Annotated in this window: 15 protein-coding genes; all 15 read right to left on the bottom strand. The window is 56.1% G+C overall.

The genetic code is table 11. The features are described 5' to 3' along the window. Nucleotides 1-14: 14 nt before the first annotated feature. On the bottom strand, nucleotides 15-1,493 hold the full coding sequence (gene wzxC / locus ACWKXX_RS07885) for a colanic acid undecaprenyl disphosphate flippase WzxC (RefSeq protein ID WP_261666148.1): 1,479 nt from the start codon (nucleotides 1,491-1,493) through the stop codon (nucleotides 15-17). Nucleotide 1,494: 1 nt separating this feature from the next. Next, entirely contained in the window at nucleotides 1,495-2,889 is a 1,395-nt protein-coding gene (gene wcaJ / locus ACWKXX_RS07880; RefSeq protein WP_006811236.1) for an undecaprenyl-phosphate glucose phosphotransferase, read from the bottom strand. 115 nt (nucleotides 2,890-3,004) lie between these two features. Next, a complete protein-coding gene (gene cpsG, locus ACWKXX_RS07875; protein WP_261666147.1) occupies nucleotides 3,005-4,375 on the bottom strand; it encodes a colanic acid biosynthesis phosphomannomutase CpsG in 1,371 nt (456 codons plus the stop codon). Nucleotides 4,376-4,484: 109 nt separating this feature from the next. Beyond that, nucleotides 4,485-5,921, bottom strand: coding sequence for a mannose-1-phosphate guanyltransferase (gene cpsB / locus ACWKXX_RS07870; protein WP_047738846.1), 1,437 nt, complete (start codon nucleotides 5,919-5,921; stop codon nucleotides 4,485-4,487). Nucleotides 5,922-5,924: 3 nt separating this feature from the next. Further along, nucleotides 5,925-7,148, bottom strand: a complete 1,224-nt coding sequence (gene wcaI / locus ACWKXX_RS07865) for a colanic acid biosynthesis fucosyltransferase WcaI (protein ID WP_022651482.1) — start codon at nucleotides 7,146-7,148, stop codon at nucleotides 5,925-5,927. Continuing rightward, nucleotides 7,145-7,624, bottom strand: coding sequence for a GDP-mannose mannosyl hydrolase (locus ACWKXX_RS07860; RefSeq protein WP_261666505.1), 480 nt, complete (start codon nucleotides 7,622-7,624; stop codon nucleotides 7,145-7,147). Before ACWKXX_RS07860 ends, wcaI begins: the two co-directional genes overlap by 4 nt. Nucleotides 7,625-7,626: 2 nt before the next feature. Next, entirely contained in the window at nucleotides 7,627-8,592 is a 966-nt protein-coding gene (fcl, locus tag ACWKXX_RS07855) for a GDP-L-fucose synthase (RefSeq protein ID WP_023303988.1), read from the bottom strand. Between the two features lie 2 nt (nucleotides 8,593-8,594). Beyond that, nucleotides 8,595-9,716 (bottom strand): GDP-mannose 4,6-dehydratase, encoded by a 1,122-nt coding sequence (gene gmd / locus ACWKXX_RS07850; protein WP_003863514.1) that lies wholly within the window; start codon nucleotides 9,714-9,716, stop codon nucleotides 8,595-8,597. A gap of 21 nt (nucleotides 9,717-9,737) precedes the next feature. Further along, the gene (gene wcaF, locus ACWKXX_RS07845; RefSeq protein WP_015572376.1) at nucleotides 9,738-10,292 is read right to left on the bottom strand and encodes a colanic acid biosynthesis acetyltransferase WcaF; all 555 of its coding nucleotides are present in this window, start codon (nucleotides 10,290-10,292) and stop codon (nucleotides 9,738-9,740) included. Between the two features lie 16 nt (nucleotides 10,293-10,308). Beyond that, nucleotides 10,309-11,055 carry a colanic acid biosynthesis glycosyltransferase WcaE gene (gene wcaE, locus ACWKXX_RS07840; protein WP_003863510.1) on the bottom strand — a complete coding sequence of 249 codons (747 nt, stop codon included), beginning with the start codon at nucleotides 11,053-11,055 and terminating at the stop codon, nucleotides 10,309-10,311. Between the two features lie 16 nt (nucleotides 11,056-11,071). After that, the gene (gene wcaD / locus ACWKXX_RS07835) at nucleotides 11,072-12,292 is read right to left on the bottom strand and encodes a colanic acid polymerase WcaD (RefSeq protein ID WP_015572375.1); all 1,221 of its coding nucleotides are present in this window, start codon (nucleotides 12,290-12,292) and stop codon (nucleotides 11,072-11,074) included. Further along, on the bottom strand, nucleotides 12,267-13,484 hold the full coding sequence (gene wcaC, locus ACWKXX_RS07830) for a colanic acid biosynthesis glycosyltransferase WcaC (protein ID WP_032669515.1): 1,218 nt from the start codon (nucleotides 13,482-13,484) through the stop codon (nucleotides 12,267-12,269). The genes wcaD and wcaC overlap by 26 nt, the downstream gene beginning before the upstream one ends. Beyond that, nucleotides 13,481-13,972, bottom strand: coding sequence for a colanic acid biosynthesis acetyltransferase WcaB (gene wcaB, locus ACWKXX_RS07825; RefSeq protein WP_003863505.1), 492 nt, complete (start codon nucleotides 13,970-13,972; stop codon nucleotides 13,481-13,483). Before wcaB ends, wcaC begins: the two co-directional genes overlap by 4 nt. Continuing rightward, on the bottom strand, nucleotides 13,972-14,814 hold the full coding sequence (wcaA, locus tag ACWKXX_RS07820) for a colanic acid biosynthesis glycosyltransferase WcaA (RefSeq protein ID WP_017383272.1): 843 nt from the start codon (nucleotides 14,812-14,814) through the stop codon (nucleotides 13,972-13,974). Before wcaA ends, wcaB begins: the two co-directional genes overlap by 1 nt. A gap of 110 nt (nucleotides 14,815-14,924) precedes the next feature. Further along, complete coding sequence (wzc, locus tag ACWKXX_RS07815; protein WP_015572374.1) at nucleotides 14,925-17,087, bottom strand: tyrosine-protein kinase Wzc; 2,163 nt, start codon at nucleotides 17,085-17,087, stop codon at nucleotides 14,925-14,927.

Genomic DNA, 17,087 nt, shown 5'->3' with positions numbered 1-17,087 from the left:
ATGGCCTCGTAAAATTAGCCTGCGCGAAGCAGCGTTTTCATTTTTTCGTTACGGCAAAACTGGCGCTTCATCTCGACCACCAGCGCATTGCGTGACAGCACAATCATCACGGCGAACGCCAGCGCGCCTGCCGCGACCTGCACCGCAAGCAGCGCCGCCAGCGGCAGATGCCCGTTGAGCACCACGCCCAGGCCGTAGCTCACCGCAAGCGTCGGTAAGGAGAGATAGAACGGCAGCCACAGGCTGAGAATGTACTGACGGTAGCTGGAGCCCAGCACCGGTTTGATCATCACGAAGTAGCTCAGCACGGTATTGACGATTTGCACCAGCAGGAAGCCGAGCGTCACGCCAATGGCGCCCGCCGTGTGGCCGCCCACAATAATTGCCGGAATAAACAGGAAGGTTTTAAACACGTTGAACTTGAAGCTGATATCCACGCGCGCCTTCGCCATTAGCAGAGAACCAATCGGGTTCCCCACCGAGCGCAGCAGCCCCACGACGCACAGCAGTTGCAGGATCGGGATGATGCTGTTCCACTTCTCGCCAAACACCAGCGGTACGAAATTGCTGGCAACCACCATCAGCCCCAGCAGCACCGGGAAGTTGATGATCCCCACGACGGAGAGCAGCTTGTAAAAGTTCACGCGCAGCTTTTCGGTATCGTCCTGAATTTTGGCGAACGCCGGGAACAGCACGCGGGTAATGATAGGGTTGAGCTTCATCGGCGGGACAACCGCGACGTTATACGCCAGGTTGTAGCCACCCGCGACGCTCGCGCCCAGAATGCGCGCCAGCACCAGCGTGGAGAGGTTAGTATTCACGTAGTTGATAATGCTGTCTGCCGTCAGCCACGCGCCGAAGCGCAGGTTGGATGAAACAGACGCCAGCGAAAAATGCAGCCCCGGGCGATAAATCTTACGGCCAAAGAAGCCAAACAGCAGCGTGCGCACGGCAGAGTTAACCAGGTAGCCGAGGATGGCGGTCATCGCCAGCGGCCAGAAATGGGCGCTGACCACGGTGAAGGTAAAGCCCGCCAGTACGGCGCTGGTTTCAATCATGCCGATTTTGTTGAACTCCAGCTCTTTCTGCATCAGCGCGCGGAACTGCTGCCCGTGCGGGATCACCACGAAAGCGAACGACAGGGAGCGCATCAGCGGCGCCAGGTCCGGGTTATGCAGCACGCCGGCAATCACATCGCTCAGCAGGAACACCAGTACGAACACGAAGATCCCCAGCCCGACGTTCAGCCAGTAGAGGGTGGTCAGCTCCAGATGGCTGATCTCCTTGCGCTGGATAATGGAGTTGGCGATACCAAAGTCCGACAGCGTATCGGCCAGGGCGATAATCACCAGCGAGACGGTCAGCAGACCAAACTGGTGGTTATCGATAATGCGCGCCAGCACCGTCATCTGCACCAGGCCGAGGCCAATAATGACGATGGTGGCCATGGCTGACCATTTCGCGCCGCTGATGGTTTTTTCTCGTAAGCTCATCTTAGTACGCCGCTTTGTTCACGAAGCCTTTGAAAATGGTCAGAAAAACAATCTTGATATCGAACCAGAGGCTCCACTCGCGGATGTACTCCAGATCGAACTCGATACGTTTTTCCATTTTTTCCAGCGTGTCGGTCTCGCCGCGCCAGCCGTTGATCTGCGCCCAGCCTGTGATGCCTGGCTTCACCTTATGGCGCAGCATGTAGCCTTCAATCAGGGTGCGGTACTGCTCGTTATGGGCCACGGCGTGAGGACGAGGCCCGACGATGGACATCCCGCCGGTGAACACGTTGATGAACTGCGGCAGCTCATCGAGCGAGGTACGGCGCAGGAAGTTGCCCACGCGGGTGACGCGCGGATCGTTCTGCGTCGCCTGGGTCACCACCTTGTCGTTCTCCATCACCTTCATGGAGCGGAATTTCCACACCATGATCGGCTTACCGTCCATGCCGTAGCGGGTCTGACGGAAGATGATCGGCCCCGGCGAGCTGAGCTTCACCGCCAGCGCAATGCAGCACAGCACCGGGGAGATGAGCAGCAGGATCAGGGACGAAAGGACGATATCTTCCACGCGCTTCAGCACGCGGTTAATCCCCGACAGCGGCGTGTCGTACAGTGGAACAACCGGTACCCCGTTCACCTCTTCAATACGGGAGTGGAGAATATTGAAGGTGAAGACATCCGGGATGAGGATCACCGAGCAGGTGGTATCCGCCAGCTCGCGCATCAGTTTCTTGATGCGGGATTCATCTTTCATCTGCATGGCGATGTAGACGTTATGAATTTTGCCGGCTTTCGCATCGTCAATAAGCTGTTCGTAGTTACCTGCCCAGTCGGACGGCACGCCGCCGGGCTTCGCGTCGTGATAAATCCCGACCACTTCAAAACCTAACCACGGCTCTTTGCGGAAGCTGTCGAGCAACACCTGTCCCACCGGCAGGTCGCCCGCCACGGCAACGAAGCGACGGTTATACCCGCGGTTGCGCAGCCAGCCCGCGCCAAAGCGGATCAGCGAGCGGCAGACCACCATGCCAATGCTGGTTAACAGATACCAGCAGAGATAGGTCACAAGACGGTTATCAAAATCATGGCTGAACGCCACCAGGCCTGCGCTGAAAACCAGGCTTAAGGTCCAGTTCTGGAGCAGCAGCATCAGTTCGGTGGTCATTTTGACGCCGCGCCATGAACGATAAAAATCGGTCATGCCGCCGATCATCTGAAACACCACCAGCGCAATCAACGCCATCAGCAAGTGCATGTATAAGAACGACTGCCCGCTGACCCAACACACCGCCCACAGTCCGCCGACCATGATGGTGATATCAGAAAAACGCTGCACCATAGAGATTAACGATGCATTCGTTCTCGCTCGTTCGCGCTTTTTTAGATTTGTCATCGTTGTTCCTTTAGTTCTAAACCTTACCCCTCACCCTACCCCTCTCCCCAAAGGGGAGAGGGAACTTGAACACCCTCTCCCCTTTGGGGAGAGGGCTGGGGGTGAGGGGCAGTTTTTACTGATTCAACAGCGCCAGAATGTCCTTCGTTCGGGCTTCCATCAGCGCGGTATCGGCGCGGGACTCCACGTTCAGGCGCACTACCGGCTCGGTGTTGGAGGAGCGCAGGTTGAAGCGCCACTGCGGGAACGCCATGCTGATACCGTCGGTACGGTCAATCTCCAGCGCATGAATGGCAAAGTGGTGCTCTACGCGGGCAATGGCCTCAGCGGGCTGCGCCAGTTTGCTGTTGATCTCGCCGCTCGCCGGAAACGCCGCCATGCGGTCACGCACCAGTTCACCCAGGCTCTGCCCTTTCAGGCACAGCAGCTCAGTCACCAGCAGCCACGGGATCATCCCACTGTCGCAGTAGGCAAAATCACGGAAATAGTGGTGGGCGCTCATCTCGCCGCCGTAGATGGCGTCTTCCTCACGCATACGCTCTTTGATAAACGCGTGGCCGGTTTTGGACATCACCGGCTCGCCGCCCGCGGCCTTCACCACGTCGACGGTGTTCCAGGAAAGACGCGGATCGTGAATGATTTTCGCCCCCGGGTTTTTCTCGAGGAACGCTTCCGCCAGCAGGCCAACGATGTAGTAGCCTTCGATAAACTGCCCTTTCTCGTCGAACAGGAAGCAGCGGTCGAAATCGCCGTCAAAGGCGATACCCATATCGGCGCCGTGCTCAATCACCGCGTTGCGGGTGTCGTCGCGGCACTCCGGCAGCAGCGGGTTAGGAATACCGTTCGGGAAGTTGCCGTCAGGCGTGTTGTGCACTTTGACGAAGGTCACCGGCACGTTCATCGCCTTAAAGCGGGCTTCAAGTGCATCGACAACCGGGCCTGCCGCGCCGTTGCCGGAGTTAATCACCAGCTTCAGCGGTTTGAGGTTCGCCACGTTGATGTAGCCCAGCAGGTGGTCGATGTACTCTTTTTGCAGGTTAATCTGCTTATAGCTGCCGCGTCTGGCTTCATTCACCGGCGGGAAGTCGTTGGCCTCGGCCAGACGCTGCACGTCGCGCAGGCCAGTGTCGCCGCTGATAGGACGCGCGCCCTTACGCACCAGCTTCATGCCGTTGTAGTCCATCGGGTTATGGCTGGCCGTCACTTCGATACCGCCGTCCACGCCCAGGTGGAAGGTGGCAAAATAGATCTCTTCGGTACCGGAAAGACCAATGTCCAGCACGTCGACGCCCGCGTCCTGTAGCCCTTTCGCCAGCGCCAGCTTCAGGGATTTGCTGGTCAGACGCACGTCGCCGCCCAGCACGATAGTTTTTGGTTTCAGGTATTCGCCGTACGCGCGGCCGATGCGCCACGCAATGTCTTCGTTCAGCTCTTCGCCCAGCTTGCCGCGAATATCGTAGGCTTTAAAACAGGTTAATTTTTCCATGATGACCCCTTTTTCAGGCAACAGTTGGCCCTGACCATGTAATGGCCAAATTTATTTTTGTCATTCGTAGGCCCGGAAAGCGCAGCGCCACCGGGCATGATGCGGAGTGCTACACGCGCCCGTAGCGATCCTGGAAGCGGATGATGTCGTCCTCTTCCAGATAGGAGCCGGAACGCACCTCAATTAAGTCGAGCGGAATTTTCCCCGGGTTTTCCAGACAGTGCGTGGCGCCCAGCGGAATATAAATGGACTCGTTTTCACCGAGCAGCTTCACTTCACCGTCGATGGTCACTTTGGCGGTCCCCGCCACCACCACCCAGTGTTCGGCGCGGTGATGGTGCATCTGCACCGACAGCCCTTCTCCCGGCTTCACGGTGATGCGTTTCACCTGGTAACGCTCGCCGGCGTCGATGGAGTCATATTTGCCCCACGGGCGGTAGACTTCGCGGTGAATATGGTGTTCGTGGCGGCCATCGGCCTTGATCTGCTCCACCACTTTTTTAACGTCCTGCACGGCATTACGGTCGGCAATCAGCACCGCGTCTTTGGTCTGCACGACCACCAGATCCTTCACCCCTACCGTGGTGACGAGGCCAGATTCGGCGTAGACGTAGCTGTTTTCCGTTTTGTGGCTGATCACATCCCCGTGATGGACGTTACCCTCCGGGGTATGCGCGCTGATCTCCCACAGTGACGACCAGGAGCCGACGTCGCTCCAGCCCGCATCCATCGGTACCACTACCGCATCTGCCGTACGTTCCATTACCGCATAGTCAATGGACTCTTCCGGACAGGCGAGGAAGGCTTCTTCGTCCACACGGATAAAATCGAGATCCGGATCCACCACCGCCATCGCTTTTTCGCAGGCGCGCAAGATATCCGGGCGATATTTTTCCAGCTCTTCCAGGTAGCGACCGGCGCGGAACAGGAACATACCGCTGTTCCAGTAGTATTCCCCGCTGGCCACGTACGCCTGCGCGGTTTCCAGATTCGGTTTTTCGACAAACTGCGCCACGTCAAAGGCCACGCTGTCGCCTTCACCAGGCGTAACGCTGCCGCGGCGAATGTAGCCATAGCCGGTTTCCGGGAGATCCGGCACGATGCCGAAGGTCACCAGCTTGCCGTTCTCAGCGTAAGGAATCGCGGCGCGTACCGCGTCGCGGAAGGCCTCTTCCTGCTGGATGACGTGGTCAGCCGCCAGCACCAGCAGCAGCGGGTCGCAGTCCGGGCTGCTGCGTTTTGCCGCCAGCGCCGCGAGGGCAATGGCAGGCGCCGTGTTGCGTCCGGCAGGTTCCAGAATGATATTTTCGGTCAGTTTGTTCAGCTGGCGCAGCTGCTCGGCAACGATAAAGCGGTGCTGTTCGTTACAGATCACCACCGGGCTTTCACACTCCACGCCATGCAGACGGTTAACCGTCGTTTGCAGCATGGTGAGGTCGCCTTTCAGGCACAGAAATTGTTTTGGATAAAGCACGCGGGACAGTGGCCACAACCGGCTCCCGGATCCACCCGCCATTACGACCGGATACAAAGTGGTTTGACTCATGATTTATCCCCGTATATCTGCAATAAATTGGCTCAGCACGTTCTCTTTCTCGAGCGTGCGTTCGGCATATTCACGTGCCACCGTGTTCTCTTTTGGCATGGCGAGTGCCTGCTCAATTCCGGTCACCAGCGCAGGAACCGATTCCGGCTCCACGCAAACGGCAATGCCCGGGTAGCTGTTGCACAGCTGGCCTAATTCTGTTGCGGCTTCTGCCGTAATCACCGCGTTTCCGCCCACTGCCAGAATGTTTGTCAGCTTGGACGGCAGCACCGCATCCGCCGCGCCGCGTTTTTGCACCACCAGATGGCAATCCGCCATTTTCAGCAGCGCGGGCAGCGCGTCATAAGACTGAAGCGGGAAGAAGCGGATGTTGGTCAGTCCGCGCTCGCTGGCCATTTTTTCCAGCCGCGCTTTACCGCCGCCCTGCCCGACTATCACGAACATCCACGGGTGTTCGCTCAGCTGAAGCGCGGCGTCAATCACGCTCTCCAGCCCCTGTTTTTCGCCGATGTTGCCTGAGTAAAGAATGATTTTTTGCTCAGCAGGCAACCCGAGCTGCGCGCGTAACGCCTGCGCATCCTGGTCTGTCACATCGCGGAAGCGCGCCACTTCGGACCAGTTCGGAAAGAAGATCACTTTTTCCGCCGGGACGCCCTTCTCCTGCGCCTTGTTCATCATCGAGCGCGAAATGGTCGAGACGTAATCCACGTTGTGCAGGCCGCTGCGCTCAAAGGCGCTGGCGAGCTTCGCCACCTTGCCGCCCTTGCCTTTCCCGGCCATTCCCAGCCCGAGCATGGCGTCCACTTCATAATCCTGAATGTGCAGCAGGGTGCGCGCGCCGGAGAGTTTGCCCAGCAGGCGCATGCCTGGCGTGCAGAACAGCGTCGGCACCACGCCGATGATGCGATCCGGCTTCCAGCGACGCTGCGCCATCAGCGGGAAGAAACTGCTCAGGGCAAAGCTGCCCAGATGAATTAAACGTTTCAGCGTCGAGGGCTGTTTCGGCACGTAGAGCGGGCAGCGCCAGACGGTCGCGGCGCCCTCTTCGCGGCGGTAGCGCCAGCTGGAATAGCGTTCGCCTACCTTCCACTCCGGGTAATACGGCGGGGCAGTAATCACCCGCACGTCATGTCCCTGGCTCGCCATCCACTCGACCATCTCGCCGGTGTATTTCCCGATACCGGTAAGCTCCGGCGAGTAGTTAATTCCGTAGACGAGGATTTTCATAGACCTGGCACCTCGGCCTGACGTTCCGCAAGGAAGTACGCCCGACTGTTGTCATGGACGTTGTCGCTTGCCAGCAGCACCTCTGGCGTTAACCAGCGGTAATCGTCATGCTGAGAATCAGGCAGACGCAGGTCTGCCTCACTCACCTTCAGGCGGAACCCCAGCACGATGTAGTGCGTGGTGAACCCGGTGCCTGAAAAGTTATCGTCATAGAAGTGCTGCCAGACTCCGTAAAACTGGCCCGCTGCCATCGGCAGTTGCAGACCCAGTTCCGCCAGAGTGAGACGCTCAAACGCATCGGTAAGCATCTCATCCTTCTGCACGCGCCCGCCGGGCACGAACCAGAAGCCCTGTGCAGGACGATTGGTTCGTTTCCCCAGCAAGAACTCGCCGCGTTCGTTCTCCACGATCAAATCAATTGAGATCAGCGGAGTGGAACGCACTACCGTGGCAAAATCTTCCTGACTTAAAAACATCATTACCCCCGGAAGCGGTGCTGGTTTTCCAGGAACCACTGGTAGGTGCTGGCCAGCCCCTGCTCCAGTGAGACCTCGTGATACCAGCCCAGCTGATGCAGACGGGTCACGTCCAGCAGCTTGCGCGGCGTGCCGTCCGGTTTGGTGGCGTCAAACACCACGCGTCCTTTGTAGCCCACCACCTGCGCGATGGTCTGCGCCAGCTCGCGAATGGTGCAGTCCACGCCGGTCCCGACGTTAATGTGCGACAGCATCGGCTCGGTGTTTTCCTGCCACACCTCGCGATCCAGCTCCATGACGTGAATGCTGGCCGCCGCCATGTCGTCCACGTGCAGGAACTCACGCATTGGCGTACCGCTGCCCCACACCACCACGTCCGGGGCGTTTTCGGCAGTCGCCTCGTGGAAACGACGCAGCAGCGCCGGGATCACGTGCGAATTGCTCGGGTGGAAGTTGTCGTGCGGTCCGTACAGGTTGGTCGGCATCACCGAGCGATAGTCGCGGTTATACTGACGGTTGTAGGATTCACACAGCTTGATCCCGGCAATTTTGGCAATCGCATACGGCTCGTTGGTGGCTTCAAGCGTGCCCTGCAACAGTTCGCTCTCGGCGATCGGCTGCTTCGCCATTTTCGGGTAGATACAGGATGAGCCGAGGAACAGCAGTTTATTCACGTTGTACAGATGCGCCGCGTGAATGATGTTGCTCTCAATCATCATGTTCTCGTAGATGAAATCCGCCGGGTAGGTGTTGTTAGCGACAATGCCGCCCACCTTCGCCGCCGCCAGATACACCTGGTCGATACGTTCGCTGGCGAAGAAGTCCTGCACCGCTTTGCTGTCAAGCAGGTTCAGCTCGTCGCGGGTGCGGACAATCACCTCAACGTCGCCGCGCTGTTCCAGCTGGCGAACAATCGCGGAACCCACCATTCCGCGATGACCGGCGACAAAAATACGTTGTTTTGTCATTCTCAGGACTCCAGCGCGATGGCAACCTCGTAGCCATGAGACTTGAGCAGGGAGTGTTTTTTCGCTGCTTCAAGATCTTTGGCCACCATCTCGGATACCATTTCTTGCAGGGTGGTTTCTGGTTTCCAGCCCAGCTTCTCGTGCGCTTTGGTTGGGTCGCCCAGCAGGGTTTCCACTTCAGCAGGACGGAAGTAACGCGGATCAACCTGGACAATCACGTCGCCTGGCTTCACGCCCGGTGCGTCGTGGCCGGTCACGGAAACAACGATACCCTTCTCTTCCACGCCGGTGCCTTCGAAGCGCAGCTTGATGCCCAGCTGTGCCGCAGCCATCTCAACGAACTGACGCACGGAGTACTGCACGCCGGTCGCGATCACGAAGTCTTCTGGCTGTTCCTGCTGCAACATCATCCACTGCATTTTCACGTAGTCTTTCGCATGGCCCCAGTCACGCAGGGAATCCATGTTGCCGAGGTGCAGGCAAGACTCGAGGCCCTGAGCGATGTTGGCGATCGCGCGGGTGATTTTGCGGGTCACGAAGGTTTCGCCGCGACGCGGAGATTCGTGGTTGAACAGAATGCCGTTACAGGCGTACATGCCGTAGGATTCACGGTAGTTCACGGTGATCCAGTAAGCGTACAGTTTCGCCACAGCGTACGGAGAACGTGGGTAGAACGGTGTGGTCTCTTTCTGCGGAATTTCCTGCACCAGACCGTACAGCTCAGAGGTAGATGCCTGGTAGAAGCGGGTTTTCTTCTCAAGACCAAGGAAGCGAATCGCTTCCAGCAGACGCAGCGTACCCATCGCATCCACGTCAGCGGTGTACTCCGGGGACTCGAAGGAAACCGCAACGTGGCTCATTGCCCCCAGGTTGTACACTTCGTCCGGCTGTACTTCTTGCAGGATGCGGGTCAGGTTGGAGGTATCGGTCAGGTCGCCGTAGTGCAGATGGAATTTCGGGTTTGCCGCATGCGGATCCTGGTAAATGTGATCGACACGCTCGGTGTTGAATGAGGAGGCACGACGCTTAATACCGTGAACTTCATACCCTTTTTCCAGCAGCAATTCTGCCAGGTAAGAACCATCTTGTCCGGTAACGCCGGTGATGAGAGCGACTTTAGACATGTTTATATTCCTCTGTACTTATCAAAGTTTTTCAGTTTCAACGCGTTCGCGTATCACCACTGCGGGGTTGCCACGGCAAATTTTATTTGCCGGAAGCGATTTAAAAACGCTGCTGCGGGCACCGACTACTGTGCCATCGCCAACAGAAACACCGGGTGCAACAAAGACATCTGTTGCCAGCCAGCATTTTTCACCAATCACAACAGGCGAAGCGGTAATATCAAAATGCGGGCTCATAAAATCGTGGCTGCCGGTGCACAAATAACACTTCTGTGAAACCACCGAATTTGCGCCAATCGTAATCTCGCCAAGGGTATATAACACCGCGTCATCCCCAACCCAGGCGTAATCCCCAAGCGTTAATTTCCAGGGATAAGTAATTTTCACCGAAGGTCGAATGACTACGTTTTTTCCTATTTTTGCGCCAAACAGACGCAGTAAAAATGCGCGCCAGCGGTACAGTATTTGCGGCGACCAGGCAAATAACGTTGCCTGTACAGCCCACCACAGTTGAACTTTAATACCGCTCCCGCCCCGAAAACCTTTCGGCACGGAGAATCCATTTAATTCCTGCATTACGTATCCTTATATCTCAGGCTTTGTTATATAAGGCTTTCGCTTTACCCGTCGTTTTCAGACGTAAGAAATAAGATAATTCCGCCCAGAACCCCGGCACGCGTAATATTTTACGCTGCACGTTTTTGGCATCCTGGCACAGTTCCAGATTATTCGAGGTTGACACGCCACCCATTGAAAATTCAGATACCAGTCCTTTAATTCGACGGAACGGGTAGCCAGATTTGTACAGGCTGGCGGCCAGGGCATAATCTGATGACACTTTATAGCGCAAATCGTAAGGCTGTTTTTTCAGGCCGCTCATTGGGAAGAAAATAGCCTGATGGCTGGCCGGCAGACTGTGGTAGATATACCAGCCTGGTTTCGCGCCGCGCAGCACTTTTTTCCCCTCGCCGAAATCAAGCAGCGCATCACCAATAAACATGGCATCTTCTTTTTGGCGCGCCAGCTGACGGGCAAACAGCGCCACATCTTCATGGAACACATCGCCGGAATTGAGGAAGATCGCGTAACGCCCCTGCGCCATGTTGATGCCTTTATTCATGGCATCGTAAATACCTTTATCTTTCTCGCTGATATAACGTAAGTTGAACTCACCGTTGAGTTTTTCCAGGAACTCCGCCGTGCCGTCGTTCGAGCCGCCATCGACCACGATCCACTCAAAGGTGAGGCTCGGATCGCGCGCCAGGTTGCGCAGCGAGCGCCAGGTTTTTACCACCCCTTCGTAGTTACGAAAGGCGACAGTAATGACGCTAAGAAACATAAATCACCTCATTTCGTCATACGCTCGTAATATTCAGCGCTTTGCGCAAAATAAACGGACATACAATTAAGAATGCATATTCCGGGCTAAATATTGACCCGGTAAAAAACAACGACACCGGTGTGAACAGATAAAGTTGCACGCGAAAGTTCTGGTTATCACCAAACGCGTTAATCATCATTTTGAAAACTTTAAACAGATACCACAGTGTCAACAGTACGGCGAACCAGGAAAAATAGATAATTAACAGATACAGACCATTGTCTATGGTTTTACCGACATCCGCACCGTTAAAGATTCCGAATGATGCAACATATTCGTAAAGTGAGCCGAATCTTACTACGCCATCAATATGGGTTAAGGAATAACCCACCATCACCAGTGGACCAATGATGCGATAATAGGACGACGAACCTTCCGTTCCCAAATCACCCAGACGTTCAGAAATGTACGGAAACGCAAATATTACGCCCACTAAAAATACCGTCAGAGAGATTATCGCCAGCGGCAGTTTTTTCTTAATCGCCTCTTTGTTCAGGTACTGGAACGCCCACTCCAGCAGGTAAAACAGAATAAACGTCATTACCCCGGAGAACGACCCTGACAGAACGATTCCTGCAAGAATCATAGCATCGGTCTTGGGGGTTTTGATACCGAACTGTTTGATGCTGAGCCAAATTGAGATTAATGCCAGAGCAAAAAACGCCGGTTCAAAATAGAGCGCGGTTGTACGCTTGCCACCAAACTTAATGAAGTTCAGTACATAGCTGTTACTGTATATAAGATATTTCGAAATTATTTCCATCAGGCTACTGCCGCCTGTGAGAATAATTTGCGCCATCTCCATTGCCGCAAGCACAACAATCAGCCCGACGACAATATAAAAGAACCTGAGGATTTTCCTATAATTGTGCGGAGAAATAGTTTTAAAGCGAATACTCCACACCATGCCAATAATGATAACGATATAAACAAACAGCATGGTGGAGGTGACATATTTGCTGGCGTCCAGCGACTGACCAAAGATGTAGTTAAACGCCGTCAGACCAAACCCGATGCCCAATGAAATCATCAGCTTTTTGAGGTTAAGCTTGTCAACGTAAAGCAACAGCAGAACCGGCAGGAAGGTGACGATAGTGATCGGGAAGCTTTCACCGAGCTGGGCAATCTTAACGTTGACCAGCAGGTAGATCAGCGGCAGCAGCAGATAACTACAGATTCTGATAGAACGAGACATACTCCTCCAGCATCTGTTGTCCACTGTACGCTTTGCGGCTACGGTTGCGGAACGATTCCAGGTCCGTGCCAAAAACAGCCTGCGCTATATCGGCCTTCGACAACTGCACCAGCGGCAGCACCTCATTTTCACTGAAGGTTTTACCGCCGGATTTCTCCAGCACTTCCCGCGCGGCGTCGCTGTGGGTGGCAATCACCGGTACGCCGATGGAGAGCGCTTCGCACAGGATCAGCGGGTAGTTGTCCACGCGGGAGCTGAACACCAGCGCGTCCATACCGTTCAGCGCGCTCATCAGTTTGCGCTTGTCGGTTTCAAACCCGTGGTTCACCACGTTAGCGCCATCAAACGGCGAGAATTTGCCAAAGGTATGCAGCTCAATTTTGTCGCCGAGCGCCATCATGTCGCGCACCAGCTGCTGGTTGGTTTTGCCGTCGTAGCGCAGGTCATGGGCGACGACCGCAATTTTCGGCTTACCGGGGGTAACGGCTACGGGCATCAGTTCGGCCAGGATCGCTTCCGTTGCCACATCAATACCGTTGTTGATGATCTGGCAGCGCCCTGCTCCGTACAGGCTATTAAAAGCGTCCGCCACGTGCTGGCTTGGGGAGATAAAGGTGCAGCCGAGCGAGAGCATATCGCGGAACAGCTGACGCTTACCCTCAACCAGCTGATGCGCGCGATCGACCTTCACCGGCGGGTAGTTGCTGAGCGTAGGGCATTTCTGGCAGTTATCTTTCCAGCCTTCGCAGCCGTCGGTAAAGGCGCAACGTCCGGTCACGCTCCAGTGGTCGTGCAGCGTCCAGACAAATCGGGTATCCGGCTTGTGCGCCTTCACCTTGCCACAAAACGCCACCACCTCTTCCAGATTCAGCCAGTAGCTGTGCAGCACGTGGAAGTGCAGCACAACCGGGCCGCGAGTGCGGGTGACGGTGCGGTAGAGATTATTCAGGTTGCCGAACAGGTCGCGGTTAAACAGGCGGAACAGCGCAATATTGGCGATGGAGGTCAGACGTGGCGTCTGCTTCAGCACCTGCGGATAGTTATCATGGCTGACGCTTTTCTTGCCGCCTTTACCGTAACCGTAAACAAAGCGCGACTGGAGTCCTTTTTGCAGCGCGCGCTGGTGCAGATCCAGCGCTACGCCTGCCGCCCCGCCCTCTGCGAGGCGTACGTTAAATTGCAGAATGTTCATTTAATCACCTTCACGCGGGCTTTCTCGCCCACCACCAGCGCGTTGTCCGGAATGCTGTCCAGCACCACGCTGCCTGCGCCAATCGTCACATTATTACCCACGGTAATGTCCCCGATCATCACCACGTTGGCGCCCAACTCGACGTTATTGCCAATCACCGGGCAGGCCAGGCTGTCTGGCCCGCGGTTGCCGATTGTCACCCCGTGGCGAATGGTGAAATCATCACCCGCGACGACGAACTTGTTGATGACCACCGCATAGCCGTGATGAATGGTAAAGCGGCGGCCAATGGTGGCAGCGGCCTGAATTTCATAGCCAAAAAAGCATTCGGTGATGATGCGGTACAGCACCAGCACCGGCGCGGCCCAGATATTGTTCAGCACATTTTTTTTGCGCCACACCGAGCAAAAGTGCGCAATACGGTAGGCCAGAACCATGCAGCACGGGCGCAGGCTCCAGCTGTTAGCGCGGCAATCTTCCAGAAACATTATTTCCCCCGAAGCCCGTCAGCCAGACGCTTGCCGTTACGTACCGACAGCAGCGTCAGCAGCGTGCGCCAGTTCATGCGCTTATTACGGATCTGATACAGGGTGAAGAGCTGATACTTCCGGCTGGCACGGTCAAACTTGTCCTTGTGCTTGCGGTAAAAATGGAAGTAGCCCGAGAATTTCTTCGGCGACGAGGTGATTTGCATCTCCCCGTGATTGATGTGCAGGATCTGCGTGGCCTCTTCCACCTTCCACGGCTCGCCGTACTCCACCACCATCCGCAGGAAGATGTCGTAATCCTGCGCGGCCTTCAGCTCGGTATCGAACAGGCACTCCTTAAAGCGCCATGCCCAGGTAAACACCTGATTGCCGATAATGTTGCGCTTGTAGAACAGGCGGCGGGAATACGGTGATTTCGGATACAGCGGCAGGCTGGCCGGCTGCGAATAGACCTCGCCCTGGCAAACATAGTCATTGGCATACAGAAACGCGTGGGTCACCAGCTGCGCTTTGTGCGACAGGAAGATTGACAGACGGTTTGGCGTCCATTCGTCATCGTCGTCGATACCGGTCAGATACTGCCCTTTCGCCTGCATAATCGCCTGGTTGCGCACCGCACACGCCCCGGAGTTGATGGCGTTGTGGGTGTACACCACGCGCGGGTCGTTCAGGTCTTCAACAAACTTTTGCAGTTGTTCGTAAGAGGAGGAACAGTCATCCACGATAATCAGTTCCCAGTTATCGTAATCCTGACGCAGGACCGATTTAATCGCGCGGATCGCCAGCTGCTGACGATTCCATGTCGGCATATAGATAGAAATCAAAGGGCGTTGTGTGGTCATGGTCTTCCCCTTATCCCTCACCCCGACCCTCTCCCGGAGGGAGAGGGAGAAAAGCTGCACCATGCAGTCCTCTCTCCCCCCTGGGGAGAGGGTTAGGATGAGGGGGATTATTATTTACTGTCAGACTTGTATTCGTACTCGTAGTAGCCGTAATCCTGATACCCGGTCGCGCGGCGGAAGATGGAGTTCAGAATGACCCCCTTCACCTCAATACCGTTCTGCTCAAAGCGGCTCAGGCTGGTTTCCACTTCCTTCAGGGTGTTCACCGCATAGCGTGCGACCATCAGCGTAGTGCCCGCATGACGCCCTACCACGGCAGCGTCGGTGACCGCCAGAATTGGTGGGGTATCGATCAGCACCAGGTCATAGTTTTTGCTCGCCCACTCAATCAGCTGCGTGAAGCGCTCGCTCATCAGCAGTTCAGACGGGTTCGGCGGCACCTGGCCACGCGGGATCAGGTCAAATTTCGGAATCGACGTCGGCTTGGCGCTCTCGCTGATTTCCCCTTTACCGAGCAGGATTTCCGACAGACCGTTAACGTTGTTGGTCCCCAGCAGCTCGTGGGTGTAGCCCTTACGCATATCGCAGTCGATCAACAGCACGCGCTTGTTGGTCTGGCTCACCACCGCCGCCAGGTTGGCGCAGACGAAGGTTTTACCGATTGACGGGCTGACACCGGTCATCATCAGAACGTTGTTTTTGGCCTGCATCATGGCGAAGTGGAGGCTGGTACGCAGGCTGCGCACCGCTTCAATCGCCAGGTCAGTCGGGTTACCCACGGCCAGCAGCTGGCTCTGTTTGTAACGCTTGACGCCCTTAACGGTTTTGACGCTGTCACGGGACTTCTGCCACTCTGAAAGCGGGATGCTGGCGTACACGCTGATCCCGTTCTCTTCCAGCACCTGCGGGCTTTCGATACCGCGGTTGAACAGCGAGCGCAGCAGCACGCCGACAATGGAAAGCATCAGGCCGAGAATAATGCTGCCGAGGATAATCAGCGCTTTCTTCGGCTTCAGCACGCCCGGCTGGGTAATCGCCGGGTCAACGATACGCACGTCGCCGACGGTGCTGGCTTCGGTGATTTTCAGCTCCTGCTGTTTGTTCAGCAGCTGCATGTAAACCTGCTGGCCGGATTCCACATCACGCGTCAGGCGTACAATTTCCTGCTGCGTCTTCGGCATCGCGGTCACGCGGTCATTCAGCTTCGCCTTCTCTTCTTCCAGGGTACGACGTTTCTCCAGCAGCGTGCGGTACGCCGGGTGACGTTTGGTATAGAGCTTGGAAATCTCCGCCTCTTTGAAGGTCAGCTCGTTCAGCTGCGCATCAATATTCACCATGGAGTCGAGAACCGATTTCGCCTCCAGCGGCAGATCGACGGAATCCTTGTCCTGACGGTACGCGTTCAGCTTGTTCTCAGCGTCATCCAGACGGGCACGCACCTCCGGCAGCTGTTTACTGAGAAACGCCAGGCTTTTTGCAGCTTCCGCTGACTTACGCTCAACGTTCTGCTCCAGATAGTTGCGGGTGATGCTATTGAGGATGTCGCGAATTTGATCCTTGTCTTCACCGGTGAAGGTCATGCTCAGGACGCCGGTGTCCTTGCCGTTTTCGGTGACGGTCAGGTTGTTTTGCAGGTTGTTGATCATCCCGAGCGTCGAGAATTTGGTGACCGTAAACTCCCCGCCCTCATGCGCCTGAATTGCGCTGACCTTGATGCTGACGCCCTCTTTTGTCAGCATCTGCCCCACTTCGCCGCGCGCGCTGAAGCCCGCGTCGCTGGTCAGCTGATACTGTTTTGGTCCTAGCACGGTCAGGGTAAAGGTTTGGTCCCCTGCCCCTTTTGGGATCACGAAGTCGGTTACTTTTACCGTATCGTTACTGCGCCCCATCAGGCGATCCCAGCCAGCACCAAATACCGGGAAGGTGTTTTTGGTGACCGCGATATCCAGCCCCAGATCGTGAACCGTTTTGCCCAGTACCAGGCGCGACTGGATCAGCTGAATTTCGGCTTCCGATGCCGGCGGCTTGTTGGCCAGCGCCGAGCCGATATCCTGAACCAGCGAGTTTCCGGTATTTTGTTCGATCTGCACCAGCGCGTCGGCGCTGTAAATAGGCGTCGCGAACAGCGTATAAACGATCGCCGCCACGGCAAAGATGGCGGTAATACCCAGCACCCACCATTTCGCTTCAATAACGGTCCCGACCAGGCGACCGATATCGATTTCATCACTGCCCGACGTCGGGGCGGCAGAAGGTCTTGTTTTTTCTGTCAT

It is taken from the genome of Enterobacter sp. UPMP2061, assembly GCF_053709615.1.
The sequence above is the reverse complement of the archived record's forward strand: the minus strand, read 5'-3'. Positions and strand labels throughout refer to the sequence as shown.

What these genes read in the sequence shown, in the direction of transcription:
- wcaE (WP_003863510.1), bottom strand. Translation starts at nt 11,055, where the DNA reads ATGTTTCTTAGCGTCATTACTGTCGCCTTTCGTAACTACGAAGGGGTG.
- ACWKXX_RS07860 (WP_261666505.1), bottom strand. Translation starts at nt 7,624, where the DNA reads ATGTTTTTAAGTCAGGAAGATTTTGCCACGGTAGTGCGTTCCACTCCG.
- wcaB (WP_003863505.1), bottom strand. Translation starts at nt 13,972, where the DNA reads ATGTTTCTGGAAGATTGCCGCGCTAACAGCTGGAGCCTGCGCCCGTGC.
- wcaJ (WP_006811236.1), bottom strand. Translation starts at nt 2,889, where the DNA reads ATGACAAATCTAAAAAAGCGCGAACGAGCGAGAACGAATGCATCGTTA.
- wcaF (WP_015572376.1), bottom strand. Translation starts at nt 10,292, where the DNA reads ATGCAGGAATTAAATGGATTCTCCGTGCCGAAAGGTTTTCGGGGCGGG.
- cpsG (WP_261666147.1), bottom strand. Translation starts at nt 4,375, where the DNA reads ATGGAAAAATTAACCTGTTTTAAAGCCTACGATATTCGCGGCAAGCTG.
- wcaA (WP_017383272.1), bottom strand. Translation starts at nt 14,814, where the DNA reads ATGACCACACAACGCCCTTTGATTTCTATCTATATGCCGACATGGAAT.
- wzc (WP_015572374.1), bottom strand. Translation starts at nt 17,087, where the DNA reads ATGACAGAAAAAACAAGACCTTCTGCCGCCCCGACGTCGGGCAGTGAT.
- gmd (WP_003863514.1), bottom strand. Translation starts at nt 9,716, where the DNA reads ATGTCTAAAGTCGCTCTCATCACCGGCGTTACCGGACAAGATGGTTCT.
- fcl (WP_023303988.1), bottom strand. Translation starts at nt 8,592, where the DNA reads ATGACAAAACAACGTATTTTTGTCGCCGGTCATCGCGGAATGGTGGGT.
- cpsB (WP_047738846.1), bottom strand. Translation starts at nt 5,921, where the DNA reads ATGAGTCAAACCACTTTGTATCCGGTCGTAATGGCGGGTGGATCCGGG.
- wcaC (WP_032669515.1), bottom strand. Translation starts at nt 13,484, where the DNA reads ATGAACATTCTGCAATTTAACGTACGCCTCGCAGAGGGCGGGGCGGCA.
- wcaI (WP_022651482.1), bottom strand. Translation starts at nt 7,148, where the DNA reads ATGAAAATCCTCGTCTACGGAATTAACTACTCGCCGGAGCTTACCGGT.
- wcaD (WP_015572375.1), bottom strand. Translation starts at nt 12,292, where the DNA reads ATGTCTCGTTCTATCAGAATCTGTAGTTATCTGCTGCTGCCGCTGATC.
- wzxC (WP_261666148.1), bottom strand. Translation starts at nt 1,493, where the DNA reads ATGAGCTTACGAGAAAAAACCATCAGCGGCGCGAAATGGTCAGCCATG.